Raw genomic sequence first — 19777 nt, forward strand, 5'->3', positions numbered from 1 at the left:
TTTCCGATAAGATTTTGTATGGTAACTTTATTTTATCAGAAGTGGTCCTTATTTTAATGTAAAAATAAACAAAGCCGGTGAAATTTTACTCGTCGTAAAATTTCACCGGCTTTTTCGGTTCAGAGGAGGGTTTTGTCCCAGCCTCTTTTGCATTTTTCATCCTATTACTTTGTTAATAGCGCTTACGCAGCTGTCAATAGCTTCGTCTAGCTCCTCTTCATCAATAGTTAAAGGGGGGTTAAAGTATAGAACGTCTCCTAGTGGACGGAGGATGAGCCCCTTCTTCAACGCTGCTTTGTAAATCTGATAACCAACTCGATTCTCTGAGCTAAATGGTTCTTTCGTATCTTTATTTTTGACAAGCTCAACAGCGTTTATTAATCCTATGTTGCGAATTTCACCAACATGAGGATGATGCAGTAACGCTTCGTTTATTCTTCTATTTAAATAAGCTGCTCGCACGGTTGCTTTTTCTAAAACGTGGTCGTGCTTCAAAATATTCACTACCGCTAAAGCTGCAGAGCACGCTAATGGGTTACCACTATACGTATGGCTGTGCATAAAGGCTTTTCCTTCTTTATATTCTGCGTAAAATGCTTCATAAATTTGATTATTCGTAATCGTAATTGCCATCGGCATATAGCCTCCAGTGAGTCCTTTTGAAACACACATAATATCCGGTGTAATCTCCGCGTGATCGCATGCAAACATCTTACCTGTTCTTCCAAAGCCAGTTGCAATTTCATCGGCAATTAACAGTACACCATACTCATCGCATAAGGCTCTTAGCTTTTGAAGGTAGCGAGATGGATACATTCTCATTCCCGCTGCTCCTTGTAAAATAGGCTCGACAATCATCGCACACGTTTCATGACCATGCTTTTCAAATGCTTTCTCTGCCTGTACGAAGCACTCCACCTGACAGGAATCTCTTGTTTTCCCGTAAGGACATCGATAGCAATCCGGCGCATCAATTCGAATTGTATCCATCAGCATTGGATTATAGATTTGCGCATACAAATCTAGGCTTCCCACCGATAAAGCGCCAATCGTTTCACCATGATAGCCATCTGTAAAGCACATAAACCTCGTTTTTTCTTTATGACCGGTTTGATATTGGTACTGAAACGCCATTTTTAACGCGCATTCTACAGCTGCTGAACCGTTATCGGAAAAATTAAATTTGCTTAGCTCTTTAGGAATAATTTCCATTAACGCTTCGCATAGTTTAATTGCAGGCTCATGCGTAAAGTTGGCAAAAATCACGTGCTCGAGTTGATCGAGTTGATCTTTGATTTTATCGTTAATGACGGGGTTACAGTGGCCAAGAAGGTTACACCACCATGAACTCACAATGTCTAAATAAGAGTTCCCTTCTTTATCATATAAATACACGCCGTCTCCTCTTTCGATGACAATGGGCTTAAGCTCTTCATAGTCTTTCATTTGTGAGCACGGGTGCCAAATATATTTTAAGTCTTTTTCTACTAAGTTCATGTTTTCAATGCTTTTCATTATGCAAACAGCTCCGCTACTTTTTCTGCTTCCATTGCAAGCTCTGTATCATTTTCCTTCACCAAACCAATTACTGAAACTCCAGTTAGCACTTCGACCATTTTTTGATTGTCTTCTTCCATAACGTCGCCTTCGCGTGAACGGTTAAAAATAATTCCTTTCACCTGAATATTGCGTGCTCTTAAATATTCAATTGTCAACACCGTCGCATTGATGGTTCCAAGCCCCGCATCCGCAATAACAATCGTAGATAAGTTCAGCTCTTTTACAATATCTTCTAGTAAAATATGCTGCTGATCATCCCAACGAATCGGACAAAGAATTCCTCCGCTTCCTTCAACCACTACATAATCATACTTCTCCTTAGCCTTTTGGTAGTCTTTCTTAATAATGTTGAGATCGACAGGATTTCCTTCAAGGTTGGCTGCCAAATGCGGTGATACGGCGTGTTTATAAATATAAGACACCGTATTTTCTGGCTTCTCACGAATTCCTGCGGTTTCAAGCACATGCTTAGCATCTCCTGGAATTAATTGTTCACATTCTACTTCCGCTCCGCTAAGCGCAGGTTTATAATAACCACAGTCATAGCCGTGTTCTCGAAGCTTTTTCACAAGTAAACCCGTCACGTATGTTTTTCCTACATCTGTTCCTGTCCCAGTAATAAATAAGCCTTTTCCCATCTTTGTTTCTACCTCCTATACATTACCGATGTATTTTTTTATTAATTTAGCTGCTTCTGACAGCTCTTTCTTTGAATGATCAGCCATCAGTGACACTCGAAGACGTGCGCTCCCTTTGGCAACGGTTGGATAGCGAATGGCTGAAATAAAATAGCCATGATCAAAAAGCTTTGCTGATGCATCCAGTGCTGCTTGTTCACTTCCAACAACGATTGGAAAAATAGCTGAATTTGAACGTGCAGAGATTCCATGAGCCTGCAAGCATTCATTAAAGTAAGCAATATTCTCTTGAAGCTTTGTAACTTGTGTATCATCATTCATGATTAACCTCAGTGCTTCTATAGCCGACGCACTGGTTACGGGAGATAGCGAAGTGGAAAAGATAAAACTGCGCGCTTTGTTTTTCAAGTATTCAATAAGCAGCTTATCTCCACACACAAACCCACCTTCTCCACCGAGCGCTTTACTCAGCGTTCCCATAATAATGTCAGGCTTTTGTGTCAGCTGAAAATACTTACAAACTCCTCGACCACGTTCTCCAAGGACGCCTGTTGAATGTGCTTCATCTATCATTGAAAACAAGCCATACTGATTCGCTAAGCGCATCAGCTCAGGAAGGTTCACAACATCTCCATCCATACTGAAAACAGCATCGCTCACAATTAAGCCATTTTCACAAGAGTGAGCTAAAATTTTTTCTTCTAAATCGTTCATGTCATTATGCTTATACACAACGGTTTTCGCTTTACTGAGCCGGCATCCGTCAATAATGCTTGCGTGGTTTAGCTCATCGCTAAAAATCACGTCTCCTTCAGAAAGAAGCGATGAAATAACACCAACGTTGGCCATGTATCCCGTGTTAAACACAAGAGCTGCTTCCGTCTCTTTAAACTCGGCAATCATTTCTTCCAATAACCGATGAAGAGTTGTCGTACCCGTTGTTAACCTCGAACCTCCTGAGCCAATACCATATGCTTCTCCCATTTGAAGCGCATAACTCTTTACGCCTGGATGATTACATAAATTTAAGTAGCTGTTTGACGCAAGCATCACGTACTCTCTGTCGTGCATTTTCACATGCGCCTCTTGAGCTGTTTGAATTTCGTTGAATGATCGATAAAGATGATTTTCTTGTAAAGAGGCTAAGTCGCTTTTTATCTTTCTCCATTTGTCTTGCTGTTTTGCTTCGTTTAATCTTTTTGATAGGCCTAAATCTACAACTATTTTTTGCTTTTCTAAATACGCAATCGTTTCGTTCACGCCGCTCTCAGAATGACGATATAAAAAGATGCGCCCGCCCAAGTGACTTCCTTTTTGTTTTAGCTTTGTAATTCGAACATAACCGAACTCTTTAGAGGCGACGTAGCCAGTTACGTAATCAGGATCATCCGAGATACAAATTTCACCAATAACATTTGGCGCATGGGCTACTTTTGTCGCTAATACAAGCGCTTCTTGGAAATGATTTTTCTTTGTGAGGTCTTCTTGAAAGTGACTGCGGTTCGCATCCATATACGTTGCTCGAATCCCTCGTTCTTGATCTGGCTCTAGACGTTTCATTGTATCAACGTCTAGTAAGATTGCGCCGCGCATAGAAGAACACGAGCTCAGCATCTCAATGATTTCTTCAGCCTGTTGTAAACCTAATTGTAAAAGCAGCTTTTTTACTTCTTTTATTCCTTCATAATGATTAGCCACTTCTACAGTTTTAACAGGTAACGCTTCTAAACGTTGAATATCGCTAAGCTGTACGGGCTCGACTTTCATCGTAATTTCATCTGCTGCTCCTTTGGAATGATGGAGAGCTCTATGTAGTAAAGCATTGGTATACGTATGTAATTCATGTTTATTCACAATCTTCTCCGCTCCGGAAAGATGACCGGTATTGCTATTGGAAGCTCTCATTTTTAAGCTAAATAGATTCATATTTTCTGGGTTCTCCTTTCTTCTCATCATCCACAACAAACTCTTGAAAGATTGTTGATTTCATATTTCTTTTTATAATGGGATACATAATACCTGATGAAATGGCTGTAAAAACCATCCCTGGCAAAGCAGCAAGCAGCAAAACCGTCACATCAACGTCCATAATTGCCGCTAATACGTAGCGTGCAGCGATTGTCCCTAAAGGTCCAGCTACCATAACAACGACTAAAGCCGTACCAAATAAGCCAATGATTCCTCCAGCTACTAACCGAAAGATCATGGCAACTAAAACATGAATAAGCGTATGGGTTCCTAATAGTAGACTAATAATACTTGCTACAATGCCTGCACAAAAATAACGTTTAAACCCAAACGTAGCTGCAATGACGATAGCAATGGGAGCCGAAAGCTGAAACTCTGTTCCAACGAAAGGTGACGGAATTTTAAACATTCCGCTCACCGCAATTAATACGGCAAGCATCGCCATCAGCGTCATTTCTTTTGTTTTACTCGTCTTCAATGCCTCATCTCCTTTCCAAGATTATGAAAATAGTTTATAACAATCCACCATTTATGTAAACTAAAAATAAAAATAGGTTAACATATAATTTAAAGAAAAACAGGTGACATAGCACCTGCGTTTCTTTAAATAGTTATTTTCTTTACACCCAGCCCATTAGCTTAGCCGTTTGAAATACAGTACGACTTATCTTTATGTGTAAAAGTTCCCTCTGCCATTGAAACGGTTTTCCCGGTCCAGTTCCCCGTATGCTGTCTTAATCCTGTCAATGCGTTAAATAGCGTGCTTTTTCCGGTGTTTGAGTTTCCTGCTAAAGCAATACGATATAAGCTACCCATGATGAACTAAATCCCCCTCAATTAATCTACTTTCTTCTCTTCTAAGCGCAATGGTGGTTTGACTAACGCGAAACGCAATCGGATCTCCAAGCGGACTTTTTTTGACCACTTCTACGAAGGCACCTGGTACAAAACCTAAATCCAACAGCCTTCTCCTCATCGTTCCTTCTAATAACAAAGAAGTAATTTTTATCACGTCTCCTTTTAACCCTTGGCTCAACAAATTTTTTTAGATTCACACATATATATTTCCCCTTGTCTAATATTTTTCCCTAACGCAAATTCAGTGCTATACTATGACCCTATTCGAAAATTGTCAAATGTATTGTCTTTTTTATAAAATAAAAAACAGCCTACTTATTGGCTGCTTTAAATGATTTTATCATTATCCACTATTACCGCTTGTACATCTTGTAAATTCTACTTAGCTTTTCATCCAATAATTCAAAACGAACAAATCGATCAGCTCGCACATACTCTTTTCCATTAATCATCAAAAGTAAAATTGGGGCTGCTAAAATCAAAAAGCGTTCTGCTACTGCTTCCACCTGTGTCGCGTCAACACGACCTAAATTAATTTGCGGATAGTGTTCCAATACCTCTCTTAGCTTTGGAAATATCGCATGACACGTACTACATTCTGGTGTAAATACGTACAAAAAGCTTAGTTCATTGCTAGTGATAAACTCGTCTACCATTTCAATAGTGGTTAATTCCGTTACCTGCTTCATCTCACTGCTCTCCTGTTTTCTCTGACTTAACAATAAAGTGAACATACGTATAGTAGTCAAAACACTAATACAGTGTCAACTTAATTTATTTTATTATCAACATGATGTTTTCTTCTCAAAATTAAACTCCCCTAATGTTAATTAGAATTACTAATCACGAAATCAAAGGATGAAATGGCTAAAAAAGTATTTTAGAAATTAGGTATTACCTATAAAAATCAGAATTCATCGTACGTTTGAGGATCGTTTGTAGCGTAATAATCTTTCGCACCAAAGTTTAAACCGTCTTCTTGTTTGTTTAAGGTTTGTGACAGTACGGTAACTTCTGCTCTCATAGCGCTTGCGATTTTAACAGCCATATGACCTAAGCCACCCATTCCTACGGTAAGAGATGGTTGGTGCTATTTAGCTAATAAATCAAATATAGTTAGTTTTGTTGTTATTTAAAGGCTGATTGATATGCAAAATTATTTTAGGAAGTGGAATTTTATTCTATCCCACTTCCATTTCATTAGTTATTTTAATGTCTTCGTTTTTCTAAAGAGAACACGTAAGTAACTTTCTAGAAACCTTTTTGCATCCTTTAGTCTTCAGTCAAATGACCATTACGCCAAAGCTGTTGATAATACGGATGTGTTTTTTGTAATGCTTCGTGTGTGCCTTGACCTGACAGGCGTCCTTCTTCAAAGACAAGAATTTGGTTTGCACTTGTAATCGTGGATAACCGATGGGCGATGATAATCGTCATCCGATTGTTAAAAATAGTAGACTCCAAAGTAAAGCACTCACCCCAGCATATAGCATGTACGATTTTAGAGACATATGCGAAATTCCACAAAAGTACCCCGTAACATGGCGCATGCCAGGAATAAAATAGCTGACGATAATGGCCGGGGATCCGTATTTTCGAATCCAGTGTTCTGCCTTATTACTCCATTTCAGTGAAAAACCAAACCATTCACCAAGCCAAATTAGTAGTGGACGACCAATACTTTACAGGAGGCACAAAGTGGTGCACTCATCGCATTATTTTACATGATGGTGATTGTACTATTTGCACAAACGACAGTTGGGCTAAAACTATTAAAACCCTTCGTAAATGCGGGACGCCTATCGATGAGTAATTATTTACTTCAGTTAAAAAAGAGACTGAGACATAAGTAGTTCAGCCTCTACTATACCTGAACGATTGAGAGTTCATAACTTTTAATCGTTCAGGTTATTTTGATTGTGAAAACAATGTTGGAAACAGGGTGGAATGGAGCGTAGGACACTCGACTCCTGCGGGAAAGAGAGGGAAAACTGAGATCCCGCAACGCAGCGAGGAAGCTCAGGTTCCTCCCCGCGGAAAGCGAGTGACCGTAGCGCAATGGAACGAACGGGTTGAGACAAACTAAAGAGATGGGAACAGCTAGTGTTCGTCTTTTAGAAGCCATCATTTTGTTATGTCCCAAACTCTTTTTTGAAATTCCTATTAGATTATCAGCAACTCCAACAAGAGTCCTTTTTCAAAGTGAATTTTCAAATAATATCCAATGGCATTTTCCTAGTAGGTTTAGGAAATACTTGATCAATTCTACTGAGATCTTCTTCAGTAAACTCAATTGTTGCTGCTTCAGCATTTGCTAAAACATGTTCATCTTGGACCGCTTTTGGAATAGCGATGACGTTATTCGAACGGATGGTCCAAGCAAGAGCGATTTGTAATGGTTGGACATTGTATTTGTCAGCAATATCATGAATAGTTGGATCGTTTAAAAGCTGTCTTCTTAAAGAGCCTCCTTGAGCAAGGGGACTGTAGGCCATGATTGGCATGTTATGTTCACGCTGCCATGATAAAAGATCGAAGTCGATTCCTCTTGAACCTAAATGGTATAGCACTTGGTTCGTCACACAATTTTTTCCATTCGGAGTATTCCATAGCTCTTCCATATCAACCGTGTCAAAATTAGAGACGCCCCATCTTAAAATTTTCCCTTCTTCACGTAGTTTTTCCATTCCTTCAATTGTTTCCTCTAAGGGAACACTTCCTCTCCAGTGAAGAAGATATAAGTCCAAGTGGTCTGTTCCGAGTCGTTTTAAGCTGTTTTCACATGCTTTTGAAATCATATCTAAACCTGCATGATGGGGATACACTTTTGAGACTAAAAAGACTTCATTTCTGCGTCCTTTAATGGCTTCGCCAACTAAGCGTTCAGAATCGCCATTTCCGTACATTTCAGCAGTGTCAATAAGTGTCATGCCCAATTCTACGCCGAGCTGCAAGGCTTTTATTTCTTTGTCTCTCACTTGGGGATCTTCCCCCATGTACCATGTTCCTTGTCCTAAACTAGGTAAAGAAGAGCCGTCAGGTAGTGTTACCACGTGTTTAGCTAATGCAATTTTAATTTCCATTCTTTTCTTTTCATCCATTAGACTCGACCCTTTCTTTTATGTATTTGGTTATCATAGAAGTAGACTGTTAACGTCTCTACGTATAAAGTACGCATATATTTAGAATTTCCGTAACCAACAAATCTATTCTTTATTGCATGATATCGCCATTTCTGTTTGTGCAAAAAAATCAAAGAAAGTGAGGATGACCTATAAGCGTCTGACACTTCGAGCCATCCTCACCACTTCTATTCTAAATCAATTTATCAATCGACTTTGATATCAAGGGATTAGGTCAGATGAGCTCCTCCATCGATAAGAACGGATGTGCCAGGTGTAAACCTATTTTTCGCTAGGTAAGCTATACCTTGAGGTGGAGCAACACGTCCGACAGGTAGTTGCTTAGCAATCCCATGGTACATAACTTGTCTTTGATCTTCTGACATTCCGCCATAAAGAGGAGTGTCAACAATACCAGGTGCTTGTGCTGATTCAGTGTACCCCAGATCTTCAAATAGGTTTGTTATAAGTGTAGCGATTTTTTTGCTCATGTTCATTAACCTCCTTAAAATCATAGAACAGAAGTAAAAATATTCATTTACGTACCATGCTCTGATTATCTTCATTAGAAGTTAATTTTATCTCCGTTGTAAGCCGCAATATAGATTTTTTTCATATCCTCCACCGATACTTCTCGTGGATTGGATGGTGTACAAGGATCCTCAACAGCTCCTGCTGCCATCTGGTTCAGGTGTTTTTCAAATTCTGCTTCTCCCACACCAAATTCCTTTAGTGTTAATGGCAGGTTCAAAGATTTGTTTAAACGACGGATGAGGTCTGTTAACGAGTCAATCAATTCGTCATCCGTATTTCCAGTTAAACCAAGCATCCTTGCAATATCTGCATATCTTGAGCTTTCCACCTTTCGATTATAATCAATCACATATGGCAAATAGAGTGCATTTGCTGTACCATGCGGAATTTTAAAAATGGCTCCGCTCTTATGGGCTAAGCTGTGGACAATTCCTAAAAATCCATTGGAAAAGGCCATGCCGGCTATGGCCTGGGCATAATGCATTTCTGCCCTTGCCTGTTTGTCACCTACTGCGGATTTTTCAATATTTTCTACCACTTGCCTAATCGACTGCATAGCCAGCGGATCAGTAAAAGAGTTGTGCAGGGTGGATACATATGCCTCAATCCCATGCGTCAAGGCATCCATCCCTGTATAGGCTACAATCGAAGCAGGCATGGAATACGTCAGTTCAGGATCAACGATTGCAATGTCAGGCGTGATTTCATATCCAAAAACCGGATACTTCACGCCCTTATCATAGTCCGTAATAACGGAGAATGGAGATACATCACTGCCTGTTCCGCTAGTAGTTGAAATGGCAATAAAGCGAGCTTTTTTACGTAATGTTGGCAGTACATTGGGAGCTTTGATTTGGTCAAACGGCAGTTCGGGATTTTCATAAAAAATCCACATCAGTTTAGCCGCATCAAGCGGAGATCCGCCGCCGACAGCAATGATCCAATCCGGCTGGAATTCTTCCATCTTCTTGCCTCCGTTTTGAGCGGTTGTAATAGATGGATCGTTTTCAACACCTTCGATTAGTTGGGTCTCAATGCCTGCATTTCGTAAATAAGTTTGGATTTTATCGAGATAACCGGATTTTTTAATCGATTGACCGCCAATAACAACCGTCGCTTTTTTCCCTTCAAGGTTTTTTAAAACTTCTAGGGATCCTTCTCCAAAATAAACATCTCTCGGAATAGTAAATCGATTCATATGTGTAAATTCTCCTTTTCTGTGGTGAAATTAGTAACTTTAAGGTTCTCTTATTCATTTTTAAAAATAGAGTACGTCATAAGTGTTTCCCATCACCTGTCATAATATCTTTCTTCTTTTAATAGAAAATACTCTATCCCTACTGTGATTTCAAAAAGGTTTCTGTCTCTGTAGGATAATGTAGACCTCTTACATCAACACTTTTTACAACGTCTAAATAGGTCTTCAAACCATATTGGGTACTAATGATTTTTGCATCCATTACGTTCATGATTTCACCCCCTTTTTCACCTTGCGAATTCTTTTAATATTTAATCATCTTGTTTACTAAAATCCATCTCATACATTAATAGATGATCTATCTTGAATAATGCTGTATAACTTCCACCTAACAACTGTATTTTATATTGTTACAGTTTATAAAGATTAGATTTATCTTAAATCCGATCTTATTTTCAAAATACAAAGGAGAATTCTTCAATCCCCTGTTAAAAGGCCTAATGTATATGTGCCTTTTCATCTTAACAATTGTCGCTTAAAAAAAATTGGTTGCAGCATTGATGTTAGTATAATATTTACGACAAATAATTAAAAGTACGCACTTTTTTATTATATAATGTTTAAAAATTCACTTAGTATACTTTTATATACTATATGGTGTTGTGAGATTTTCAGTTAGAGGATTGAAAATAAAAAGATCTTCGTTATTTACGAGGATCTTTCAAAATTTCCTTAGAGTCATTATTTTAAAAATAGTTTTATCGATTCATGATAAATAAAGGAATATCCTTGAGGTCACGACTCGTTGTAATGTTTTTGCTTACTGCTGACTCTTTGCTCTTTTCGTTTGCACAGGCATTTATCAAACCTTTGCGAATTGGTTTATAATGGGGATATACTGTGGCTACCTAATATAAGCATATATTAAGCTTTATTATTTAGAAGGATTTGCTTTCGGTAGTATAAGCGACCTATAAACATTTTGTCCTGCATACGTGACATTTGTTTCACCTCCACTTCTATAAATAGAATAAACATAGTATACTTTTTAACACTATGTAAAAATAAAGTGCGTACTTTCACATTTTTAATATACATACTATACTAACATTGTACCATTGTTAACAAGAGCATTGGTTACAGTTGCCATGAGAAATGAAAGTGAGCAATGGGCATTATTACTACTGGGCAACACATTAAAAAAATGATGAGGAGTGGAACATAGATGGAATTACAATTAGCATTAGATTTAGTCAACATCCCAGAAGCAATTGAGCTGGTAAAACAAGTAGAGGAACATATTGATATCGTTGAAATCGGTACGCCGGTTGTAATCAATGAAGGTCTTCATGCTGTAAAGGCAGTAAAAGAAGCATTTCCTAACTTAAAAGTATTAGCAGACTTGAAAATTATGGATGCTGCTGGATATGAAGTGATGAAAGCTTCTGAAGCAGGTGCAGATATCATCACTATTCTTGGAGCTGCTGAAGATATGTCAATCAAAGGTGCTGTTGAAGAAGCGAAGAAACAAGGTAAAAAAATCCTTGTTGATATGATTGCTGTAAAAGACCTTGCTGGACGTGCAAAAGAAGTAGACGCTATGGGCGTTGATTATATTTGTGTTCATACTGGTTATGATCTTCAAGCAGTTGGAAAGAACTCTTTTGAAGATTTACAAACCATCAAAGGCGTTGTAAAAAATGCTAAAACTGCAATCGCAGGTGGTATTAAATTAAATACACTTCCAGAAGTCATCAAAGTACAACCAGACCTTGTCATTGTAGGTGGCGGGATTACTGGACAAGCTGATATAAAAGCTGCTGCTGCCAAAATGCAACAAATGATCAAAGAACAAACGGTTACAGCAGGTTAATCCTAAGATGCAGACGACTCACTATTTGAGCAGACTCTTTTACTTTTTTATGATGCCGTCATCTTGAGATTCATGGAGAAAAAGGGATTAGATACCAATAAGATGTATGGCAGACATGCCAATCTTGAATAAGACATAGTCCTAAGAATGTAATAACCAAAAGACCGCAGACATTCTAAAGAAACTTTGCGGTCTTTTGGTGAATCTTTAAAACATCATTTTGTTATTTATTATTAACAATGATGTCAAAATGGACTTGCTTCCGTTCAATTTCCGCGGCTCATCCCCATTCATATAAAATCGCAAACCCCTACAATTATTTTAAATTTTACTTTTAAGTACTTCTCGTTCACATCGCTTATAATACCGGCATTTCCGTACATAGAAGAAACACATCAAAAAAGAGGGCTTTACTCTACAAGAGCAAATAGGTAATTGCTTCATTAAATGTGGAGGAAATCGCTGACTAAGAATTAGAGCAGAAGAGCTAAGAAAGAAGAGTTATTTATTAATTTTGCATATGAACAACCTTAATACGATGGATACTTTATTTCTGCAATTATCTCATTCGATTCATACACTTTAGGCAGAGATTCTTTAACTGGGAGTATAAAATACCTCATGCATTGCTAACATCTCTAAAGAATTTACCTGTTAACTTGTCCATTAGGAAAATAAAAAAATCCATGAAATTATTTGAATTTCAAGGACTTTTTTATTATGTTTGTTATATGATATCTACCACTTAAGTACTTCGTTAAAACAGTATAAAAGCTTGTCTGCCATATTGATTGTCCTTACTTTCAACCGACTTGTTTCGCAGATGAATAACTGCTCTTGTTTTGTTTTTCTTCACCTGGTAATTTCATAAATACCATCAAAATAGCACTAACAAAATACAAACCAGCAAATATCCACATGACTCCGTGTACACCTATGCTACCAATGAATGTTCCTACAATTGCAGGTGCAATAAAGTAAGACATTCCAGCCCCAAAACTTACAATAGCCATAGCTGAGCCTTTCTTTTCAGGTGCTAGTGAACTTACTAGAGCAGAGAGTGGTACATAACCACATAGAACGATTCCAAAAAATATGCCTACCACAGTTAATGCCCAAAAATTATGCCCGAACACTTGAGGAGTATAAAGCATAACCAGAGTCATTACACCGCAACCGACACTGCCAATCCACATAATTGTTTTTCGCCAACCTAACCATTTGTCACTGATATAGGGAATGACTAAGTTAAAAGAGATATTGGCCACCCACATAGTTCCCCATACTTGTAACCATTCTTCTGTACTGTATCCATATTCAGAGGACAAGTATAGAGGGAAAAAGATTGGAAGAGCACCTACGCCGGTCGAGTTTATTATACGAACAACTCCTCCTATTGCGATTTTTGGCTTTTCAATACAAATAGTTAGTCCACTGAGTAAACTTTTCAATTTTTCCTTTCCGTTACCCTCACGTTCATGTACTTGGCCTTTTACAACAACAACTCCAATTATCCCACCGATTAACACCCATACGACCGCACTCCACATTAATCCGATATATCCGATTTTCGGAATCATATAAGCTGGAAAATAACTTCCAACAACATAAAGACCGCCACTCCATGCTGCCCAAAATAGACCTATTGCTGTAGCTAAAATACGGTCAGGACTGCGATAGGTAATCCAAACTAAAAACGAATAGCAAAATAAAGGATAACCAAATCCTCGAATAGCATAAGTCGGTAACATAACTGCATAATTATGCGTTTTTAGACCATATTCAATAAAAAGAATTTGACCTATTAACCAGATAACCAAGCCTGCTATCATAACCTTTCTTGGTCCCCATGCTTCTGTAAGGACACCCGAAAAGTAGGAGGCGATTGCTAATATAGCTCCGTATGCTGCAAAGAGAGTAGAAGATTGTTGAACAGTTAAGCCCTGTTCAATAAGATACGGTGAAAGCCAACCATGTTCGAGACCATCTCCTACCATAAAAATTAGAGTTGCGATATAGCCCCAAATCATAGCTGATGGAATACCTTTGGTGTTTTGCTCTCTTTTTGAAATCGCATTCATTTTAATCACCTCAAAATTATATATTTAACAATGCTGATAGTCACATTTACTCATTAGATGGTTCTCTTCAATGGTTAATGATAAATACCCAACCAGGTATTTATCATTAACTACATAGGAAATATACTGTTACGCCCACCACATTTCAGTTAATTGTTCTTTAAATTGTGCGCCTTTTAATAAAGAGATGGCCTTACTTAATCCTTCATCTACCGAAGCTAGCATATCTTCATGTTCAATGGATATCACATAGTCATATCCTACCGCACGAAGCGCACTCACCATATCTTTCCATACTTTTTCGTTTTGCCCATATCCTACGGATCTAAATGTCCACGAACGATTCAAAGTATCACTGTAATGTTTTGTATCTAATACTCCATTAACACTAATATTTGCCTGATCCAAATACGTATCTTTTGCATGAAAATGAAAAATAGCCTCTTCTCGACCAAGTTTTTTAATGGCTTCTACTGGATTAATCCCTTGCCAAATCAAATGGCTTGGATCAAAATTAGCTCCAATACTTGGCCCAGCATGCTCTCTTAATTTCAAGAGAGTTTCAGGGTTATACACAACAAACCCCGGGTGCATTTCAAGCGCAATTTGATGGATACCGTGTAACTCTGCAAATTTCACTTCCTCTTTCCAGTAAGGAATGACTACTTCATTCCACTGCCAATCTAGGATTTCCGTATATTCCGGCGGCCAAGAACAGGTTACCCAGTTCGGATTTTTGGCACCTGGGTGGTCACCCGGGCACCCAGAAAATCCATTAATCACCGGCACTTCTAAACGTTCAGCTAATAAAACTGTTTTTCTCCACACATCATGATCCTTTTTGGCAACCATCTTATTTGGGTGCAGTAAATTGCCATGACAACTTAGACTACTTATTGTAAGTCCTCTACTTGTAAGGGCAACTTGAAATCTTTTTAATTTCTCTGGGTTCTCTAGTAATTCATCGGGATTACAATGACTGTTTCCTGGATAATTGCCTGTGCCCAATTCAACGGCCTCTACACCCATTTCACATAGTTTGTCCAGCATCTCTTCAAAAGGTAAATTTTGATAAAGAACTGTAAACACCCCTAATTTCATGCACGTACCTCCTGCTTTACCTTCACTTTCATCCATTTTTGTTGTTCATGACTTGCTAAAATGGCGTCGGTAATGCACATGGACATATGTCCATCTTCAAATGTCGCGAAAGTGGCTTTATCACTTAAAGGATTTTTACCTTCTCGAATAAAGGTATAGAAATTCAACAATCCATTTTTTAATGCGTCTGGCCAACCTTCATTATGGCCCCCCGGATGATGAATGGACGATTTTGCTTCAGGATTAAATAAAGTAGGATCTGCAAGAAGAGTTTGATTTGGTTGATCTCGATAGCCAATCCACAGCTTTTCTGGCTCTTCTTGATTCCAAAAAGCAGAATTTTGACTGCAAGCGATTTCAAAGCTTAGCCTATTTTTTCGCCCTGCACTTACTTGAGACACAGTAAATAAGCCTTTTACCCCGTCTTCAAAACGTACAAGAACAGATGCATAGTCTTCTGTGTTAATCGGAACATCTTCATATGCTTCTTCTTGTCCTTTTTGTCCCCCAAAAGTAGATCCTTGAGAAGTAGATTTTTTTCTTACCGGTATAACAGTTGCTAGATCAGCAAAAACTTCGACGATTTTTTTACCTGTTACATATTGAACTGTATCACACCAATGAGAACCGATATCTGCTACCGCTCGTGATTTCCCTCCGACTTCGGGAGCTAAACGCCAATTAAAGTCTGTTTCGAACAATAACCAGTCTTGTAAATAACTTCCGTGTACTAAGTTGACTTTCCCTAACTCACCGTTTCTGATCATCGTTTCTAATTGTTTTACAATCGGAAATTGGCGGTAGTTAAAGTTTACGCCATGTACGACCTGGTGCTCTTTAGCTAATTTCAATAGCTCGGCAGACTCTTCACTAGACATAGCTAATGGTTTTTCCGATAACACATGTTTACCTGCTTGAATAATTTCTTTATTAATTTGAAAGTGAAGATGATTAGGTGTACAGTTATGAACAACTTGAATATCACTGTCTTTTAACATGTCACGATAATCCCCATAAGCTTTCGGAATTCCAAGTTCAACCGCTTTTTTTTCTGCTACTTCCTGACCATGTTCTGCTAATCCAACTACTTCTACAAAACCGAGTCTTCTGATAGCCTCAATATGAGTAGGCCCAATAAACCCTGTCCCAATAACTCCAACTTTTATTTTTTCCATTTCTTTCTCCACCTTAATAAACTGTATTTTCCATGATTTCTGTTACTTCCGTAGTAGCTAAAAAGAGAATTAAAACCTTTATAGCCGTTTGTTGACTTGTCTCTATTGATCCGAATCACAAATCAACAACTCTATTTCTAATAAAGGCTAGTCTACTAGGACTAGCCTCTACTAAACTAATATTTAAGCTTTCACTAAATTTTCTGTAAGATTAATCCATATACCTTTTTCAGCTGATTCAAGGATAGCATCTGAAATAACGGCGATTTGATAACCGTCTTCAAAATCTGGTGATACGCTTGTATCTTCAACGATTGATTTGAGGAAATCATATGTTTCAATAATTTTTGTTTCCCCGTAGCCAATCCCTAATGCTGGGATTGGCCATAGACCTTCTCCATATGGATGTGCAGGTCCTGTATAAACCGTTCTGAATCCGCGGCTGTCACTTGGATCATCGGAGAAACATACTTGAAGCTCATCACGGCGTTCATAGTTAAAGTATAATGAACCTTTCTCTCCGTGAATTTCAAATGTTAAGAAGTTGTTGCGACCCCAGGCATTACGAGTCGCTTCAATACTTCCAACTGCGCCGTTATCAAATTTAATTAAAGTTGAAAACTCATCGTCTACATCAACTTTACCTTTTGGTACATCAGCTTCTGCTTTTACAGTTCCAAGTTTATCTACACCGCCACTTTGAATCGGTCTTTCACCAATCCATGTCTTTGCAATAGCCATTACCTCTGAAATGTCACCCACAAGATATCTTGCATAGTCAATCACATGTGTTCCGATATCACCTAATGCACCTGAACCAGCTCGTTCTTTTTGGAAGCGCCATGATAAAGGCGAGTTAGGATCCGCAGACCAGTCTTGAAGGTATGTGCCTCGGAAGTTTAAAATCTTTCCGATTCTTCCTTCCTCAATATATTTTTTTGCTAGAGCAACGGCTGGTGTTCTGCGATAGTTAAATGCGACCATATGTTTAACACCTGCTTCTTTTACTGCGTCAAGCATTGTTTTTGCTTCTGCTGCAGTTCGTGCTAACGGTTTTTCTGAAATGATATGTTTACCTGCTTTGGCAGCTGCAATGGCAATCTCTGCATGAGAGTCATTTGGTGTTACAATATCAATAATATCAATTTCAGGGTCTTCTACTACCTTTCTCCAATCAGATGAATAGTTTTCAAATCCTAAACGTTCTGCTGCATCTTTTGCTAACTCTTCGGTCACATCAACGACTGTGTGTCGTTGAGGAATTGCTGGTGCTGGCCAAAAAAACATTGGCATACCTGCATAAGCAAGTGCATGCGCCTTCCCCATAAATCCTCCGCCAATCATACCTACGTTTAACTTTTTCATTTTTATTCTCCTCCTATGAAAGTAGTCTATTTATTCGAATCTACTATCTTTTAAATAACATCTGCTATATCGTTATGGTAAATTAGGCTTCAAGTTCCTAATATATTATCTCTGCTACTTTCTTCTTGATCTTAAGACTTATTTGCCGTTTCAAAACTTAATAAGAAATTAAAACTGATTTCTGCTCCTTTTTTCGGATCATTATAGCTATCTAATTCTACTGTAAGCCATTCATCATACCCAATCTCATTCAGCACTTGGATCATCTGGTCAAACTTTTGATGTCCTTCTCCTAAAGGAAGAAATTCTCCATTATAATAATCTTTGAAATGAATATATTTAATGCGATTTGCATATTTTTTAATTACTTCTACCGGATTCCCTCCACCTGCTTCGATATGCGCTGTATCCGGACATAAATTAATCGTTGTTAGTGCCATTAACTTGTCCAGCTGGTCTGGGGCCTCTACGTTTGTTCCTAAATGCGGGTGATAGCTTGGAATAAGATTATATTTCTCTGCAATTACTACTACTCGATTAAGAGCATTGCCTAAATCAGCGTAATCGCTTTCTAAAATACCATTCGTACGGATAGCTCCTCCGCCAATTACTAGATGCTGCGCTCCTAGTTCAGAAGCAAGAGCTGCAACCTCTTCAATTTTTAATAATTCCTCTTCCAAAATATCCGGGAAAATAAAATTCCCTCCAGTGTAAACTCCAATAAAGTCTAAAGAGTAACGGTTCAGCAATGCTCTAAACTCTTCTTTTCTATCTTTAAATTCCATTAGATTTCCGTCAAATATTTCAAATCCTTTATATCCAACTTCTGCAATATCTTTTAAAGCTTCTTCTGTTGATCCATTTGCAAGGTAATAAAGGTCTTTTATCGAAGTGACTCCGGCAGGGTGCCCTACTACCCCACCCCACGTATTTGTCTGATATCCTAGTTTCATGGTTTCTCCCCTATCTTTAAAAATTCCTTATGCGTATATGGTGTATTAATACTGGAATTTCATCACCTCCCTAAATTAATTTAGATAAGAAATAATTGGACCAAAATACATGTAATCGATTACAAAGTATTCTAGACAAAGATTGTATTTTTTAATTTATTATAAGAAGAAGGTGTTTTTACTATCTGTACTTGTACTCGATTATACCTATCAGAAATCTAAACTAAAAATCCATTTGTAATCGATTACATCTTAATTTTTTAAAAAACAAGAAGATTTAAATCATCAGATACATTTTCAAAAGAACTATTATTCCCTTATGAAATATGTGTTGAGCATGAATCACGTATGATAAGCTGATTTTCCATTAGGTATTGATGTCTTTCAATTTCTTCCTTATTCATCAACTTTATAAGTAATTTCATTGCCATCGTGCCCATCTCAAAAGCTGGCTGTGAGATGGTTGTAAGAGCCGGTTTGAAAATAGATGAAAATTTTATATCATCAAATCCTACTACGGAAATATCATGTGGAACACTTAATCCTTTTGAAGAAATAGCATTTATAGCTCCAAATGCCATCTCATCATTTGCTGCAAACACGGCTGTTGGAGGATGATTAAGACCCAAAAATTGATTCATTATATTGAAACCACTTTCATAAGAAAAATTACCCTCCTGCACTAGAATGGACTCAACTGTCAGGTTGTATCGTGCCATTGTCTGATAAAATCCTTTTAATCGATCCTGTCCTATCACTCCATCTAGAGGACCTGATATAAATCCTATCCTTTTATGTCCCAACTTAACCAAATATTCTGTTGCTTTTTGAGCCCCACTGATATTATTAATAGAAACGGTGGGGATGGCTGAACCTTCTATATATTCACATGCCAAAACTACAGGATATTTGAGAGCCATTTCCTCAATGTTCTTCGATTTCATTCTCGCCGTTAGTAAAACCATTCCATCAGCTTTTTTTTGAAGAAGTATGTTTAAATACCCATTTTCTCTTTCCAAATCATTGCCCGTATCCCCAAGCAGAACTTGGTATCCGTTTATGACGGCTACAGACTCAATTCCTCTTAATACTTTAGAAAAAAAGGATTTGTTATATCAGGTACAATGACTAGAATGGTTTTGGTTTCTAATGTTCTTAACTGGCGAGCTAATGCATTTGGCTGATAGTTTAATTCTTTAATTACTTGTAATACTTTCTCAGTCGTTTCTTCCGTTACAGTGTTAGGTTTACTTAGTACTCTTGACACTGTAGCAGTTGAAACATTTGCTTTTTTTGCTACATCTATTATTCGCACCATTTTACGACTCTCTTTTCTTGTTCTTTTCTATAA

General features: G+C 37.9%; 18 protein-coding genes and 5 pseudogenes. 3 read left to right on the forward strand and 20 right to left on the reverse strand.

Annotation, left to right across the window (positions count from 1 at the left end; all coding sequences use genetic code 11):
- Positions 1-156 precede the first annotated feature (156 nt).
- From bioA to MKZ18_RS11725, 10 genes and pseudogenes are all read right to left on the reverse strand, one after another.
- Entirely contained in the window at positions 157-1515 is a 1359-nt protein-coding gene (gene bioA / locus MKZ18_RS11680) for an adenosylmethionine--8-amino-7-oxononanoate transaminase (protein WP_235859215.1), read from the reverse strand.
- Positions 1515-2198, reverse strand: a complete 684-nt coding sequence (gene bioD / locus MKZ18_RS11685; RefSeq protein ID WP_025909768.1) for a dethiobiotin synthase — start codon at positions 2196-2198, stop codon at positions 1515-1517. The genes bioA and bioD overlap by 1 nt, the downstream gene beginning before the upstream one ends.
- A gap of 15 nt (positions 2199-2213) precedes the next feature.
- Positions 2214-4124, reverse strand: coding sequence for an 8-amino-7-oxononanoate synthase (gene bioF, locus MKZ18_RS11690; protein ID WP_061785473.1), 1911 nt, complete (start codon positions 4122-4124; stop codon positions 2214-2216).
- Positions 4111-4644, reverse strand: coding sequence for a hypothetical protein (locus tag MKZ18_RS11695; RefSeq protein ID WP_174521185.1), 534 nt, complete (start codon positions 4642-4644; stop codon positions 4111-4113). The genes bioF and MKZ18_RS11695 overlap by 14 nt, the downstream gene beginning before the upstream one ends.
- 173 nt (positions 4645-4817) lie before the next feature.
- Positions 4818-4982 (reverse strand): annotated as a pseudogene (locus MKZ18_RS11700) (FeoB small GTPase domain-containing protein); the annotation flags it as partial.
- Positions 4975-5205: a FeoA family protein gene (locus MKZ18_RS11705; RefSeq protein WP_061785472.1), complete on the reverse strand. Its 231-nt coding sequence runs from the start codon at positions 5203-5205 to the stop codon at positions 4975-4977. The pseudogene MKZ18_RS11700 and the gene MKZ18_RS11705, both read right to left, overlap by 8 nt.
- 172 nt (positions 5206-5377) lie before the next feature.
- Positions 5378-5713 (reverse strand): thioredoxin family protein, encoded by a 336-nt coding sequence (locus MKZ18_RS11710; RefSeq protein ID WP_025909764.1) that lies wholly within the window; start codon positions 5711-5713, stop codon positions 5378-5380.
- A gap of 224 nt (positions 5714-5937) precedes the next feature.
- A pseudogene (locus tag MKZ18_RS11715) lies at positions 5938-6096 on the reverse strand (alcohol dehydrogenase); the annotation flags it as partial.
- A 200-nt stretch (positions 6097-6296) separates the two neighbouring features.
- Positions 6297-6488 carry a hypothetical protein gene (locus MKZ18_RS11720; protein ID WP_220473454.1) on the reverse strand — a complete coding sequence of 64 codons (192 nt, stop codon included), beginning with the start codon at positions 6486-6488 and terminating at the stop codon, positions 6297-6299.
- Positions 6458-6703, reverse strand: a complete 246-nt coding sequence (locus tag MKZ18_RS11725; RefSeq protein ID WP_078989639.1) for a VTT domain-containing protein — start codon at positions 6701-6703, stop codon at positions 6458-6460. Before MKZ18_RS11725 ends, MKZ18_RS11720 begins: the two co-directional genes overlap by 31 nt.
- A 15-nt stretch (positions 6704-6718) precedes the next feature.
- Here MKZ18_RS11725 and MKZ18_RS11730 point away from each other — a divergent pair.
- Positions 6719-6877 (forward strand): annotated as a pseudogene (locus MKZ18_RS11730) (DUF418 domain-containing protein); the annotation flags it as partial.
- A gap of 357 nt (positions 6878-7234) precedes the next feature.
- On the opposite strand, the gene MKZ18_RS11735 reads toward MKZ18_RS11730, so the two are convergent.
- From MKZ18_RS11735 to MKZ18_RS11750, 4 genes are all read right to left on the reverse strand, one after another.
- Positions 7235-8125 (reverse strand): aldo/keto reductase, encoded by an 891-nt coding sequence (locus tag MKZ18_RS11735; RefSeq protein WP_076513978.1) that lies wholly within the window; start codon positions 8123-8125, stop codon positions 7235-7237.
- Between the two features lie 251 nt (positions 8126-8376).
- Positions 8377-8637: a hypothetical protein gene (locus tag MKZ18_RS11740; RefSeq protein WP_078989636.1), complete on the reverse strand. Its 261-nt coding sequence runs from the start codon at positions 8635-8637 to the stop codon at positions 8377-8379.
- A gap of 74 nt (positions 8638-8711) precedes the next feature.
- The gene (locus MKZ18_RS11745; RefSeq protein WP_076513982.1) at positions 8712-9878 is read right to left on the reverse strand and encodes an iron-containing alcohol dehydrogenase; all 1167 of its coding nucleotides are present in this window, start codon (positions 9876-9878) and stop codon (positions 8712-8714) included.
- 139 nt (positions 9879-10017) lie between these two features.
- Complete coding sequence (locus MKZ18_RS11750) at positions 10018-10149, reverse strand: hypothetical protein (RefSeq protein ID WP_260864964.1); 132 nt, start codon at positions 10147-10149, stop codon at positions 10018-10020.
- A gap of 954 nt (positions 10150-11103) precedes the next feature.
- Here MKZ18_RS11750 and hxlA point away from each other — a divergent pair.
- Positions 11104-11751 (forward strand): 3-hexulose-6-phosphate synthase, encoded by a 648-nt coding sequence (gene hxlA / locus MKZ18_RS11755; protein ID WP_138116896.1) that lies wholly within the window; start codon positions 11104-11106, stop codon positions 11749-11751.
- An 18-nt stretch (positions 11752-11769) separates the two neighbouring features.
- Positions 11770-11883 (forward strand): annotated as a pseudogene (locus tag MKZ18_RS11760) (6-phospho-3-hexuloisomerase); the annotation flags it as partial.
- A gap of 671 nt (positions 11884-12554) precedes the next feature.
- Here the strand turns inward: MKZ18_RS11760 and MKZ18_RS11765 are convergent.
- From MKZ18_RS11765 to MKZ18_RS11790, 6 genes and pseudogenes are all read right to left on the reverse strand, one after another.
- Complete coding sequence (locus MKZ18_RS11765; protein ID WP_025907917.1) at positions 12555-13832, reverse strand: MFS transporter; 1278 nt, start codon at positions 13830-13832, stop codon at positions 12555-12557.
- A gap of 129 nt (positions 13833-13961) precedes the next feature.
- Positions 13962-14933, reverse strand: a complete 972-nt coding sequence (locus MKZ18_RS11770; RefSeq protein ID WP_076512355.1) for a sugar phosphate isomerase/epimerase family protein — start codon at positions 14931-14933, stop codon at positions 13962-13964.
- Positions 14930-16108 (reverse strand): Gfo/Idh/MocA family protein, encoded by a 1179-nt coding sequence (locus tag MKZ18_RS11775; protein ID WP_025907919.1) that lies wholly within the window; start codon positions 16106-16108, stop codon positions 14930-14932. Before MKZ18_RS11775 ends, MKZ18_RS11770 begins: the two co-directional genes overlap by 4 nt.
- Positions 16109-16291: 183 nt before the next feature.
- Positions 16292-17473 carry a Gfo/Idh/MocA family protein gene (locus MKZ18_RS11780; RefSeq protein WP_025907920.1) on the reverse strand — a complete coding sequence of 394 codons (1182 nt, stop codon included), beginning with the start codon at positions 17471-17473 and terminating at the stop codon, positions 16292-16294.
- 131 nt (positions 17474-17604) lie between these two features.
- Positions 17605-18426, reverse strand: a complete 822-nt coding sequence (locus MKZ18_RS11785) for a sugar phosphate isomerase/epimerase family protein (protein WP_025907921.1) — start codon at positions 18424-18426, stop codon at positions 17605-17607.
- Positions 18427-18743: 317 nt separating this feature from the next.
- A pseudogene (locus tag MKZ18_RS11790) lies at positions 18744-19744 on the reverse strand (LacI family DNA-binding transcriptional regulator).
- Between the last annotated feature and the right edge of the window lie 33 nt (positions 19745-19777).

The sequence above is a fragment of the Priestia sp. FSL W8-0001 genome (assembly GCF_038050335.1).
Lineage (GTDB): Bacteria > Bacillota > Bacilli > Bacillales > Bacillaceae_H > Priestia > Priestia flexa.

What these genes read in the sequence shown, in the direction of transcription:
- MKZ18_RS11745 (WP_076513982.1), bottom strand. Translation starts at nt 9,878, where the DNA reads ATGAATCGATTTACTATTCCGAGAGATGTTTATTTTGGAGAAGGATCC.
- MKZ18_RS11710 (WP_025909764.1), bottom strand. Translation starts at nt 5,713, where the DNA reads ATGAAGCAGGTAACGGAATTAACCACTATTGAAATGGTAGACGAGTTT.
- MKZ18_RS11735 (WP_076513978.1), bottom strand. Translation starts at nt 8,125, where the DNA reads ATGGATGAAAAGAAAAGAATGGAAATTAAAATTGCATTAGCTAAACAC.
- MKZ18_RS11780 (WP_025907920.1), bottom strand. Translation starts at nt 17,473, where the DNA reads ATGAAAAAGTTAAACGTAGGTATGATTGGCGGAGGATTTATGGGGAAG.
- MKZ18_RS11740 (WP_078989636.1), bottom strand. Translation starts at nt 8,637, where the DNA reads ATGAGCAAAAAAATCGCTACACTTATAACAAACCTATTTGAAGATCTG.
- bioA (WP_235859215.1), bottom strand. Translation starts at nt 1,515, where the DNA reads ATGAAAAGCATTGAAAACATGAACTTAGTAGAAAAAGACTTAAAATAT.
- MKZ18_RS11785 (WP_025907921.1), bottom strand. Translation starts at nt 18,426, where the DNA reads ATGAAACTAGGATATCAGACAAATACGTGGGGTGGGGTAGTAGGGCAC.
- MKZ18_RS11770 (WP_076512355.1), bottom strand. Translation starts at nt 14,933, where the DNA reads ATGAAATTAGGGGTGTTTACAGTTCTTTATCAAAATTTACCTTTTGAA.
- MKZ18_RS11750 (WP_260864964.1), bottom strand. Translation starts at nt 10,149, where the DNA reads ATGAACGTAATGGATGCAAAAATCATTAGTACCCAATATGGTTTGAAG.
- MKZ18_RS11775 (WP_025907919.1), bottom strand. Translation starts at nt 16,108, where the DNA reads ATGGAAAAAATAAAAGTTGGAGTTATTGGGACAGGGTTTATTGGGCCT.
- bioF (WP_061785473.1), bottom strand. Translation starts at nt 4,124, where the DNA reads ATGAATCTATTTAGCTTAAAAATGAGAGCTTCCAATAGCAATACCGGT.
- bioD (WP_025909768.1), bottom strand. Translation starts at nt 2,198, where the DNA reads ATGGGAAAAGGCTTATTTATTACTGGGACAGGAACAGATGTAGGAAAA.
- MKZ18_RS11765 (WP_025907917.1), bottom strand. Translation starts at nt 13,832, where the DNA reads ATGAATGCGATTTCAAAAAGAGAGCAAAACACCAAAGGTATTCCATCA.
- hxlA (WP_138116896.1), top strand. Translation starts at nt 11,104, where the DNA reads ATGGAATTACAATTAGCATTAGATTTAGTCAACATCCCAGAAGCAATT.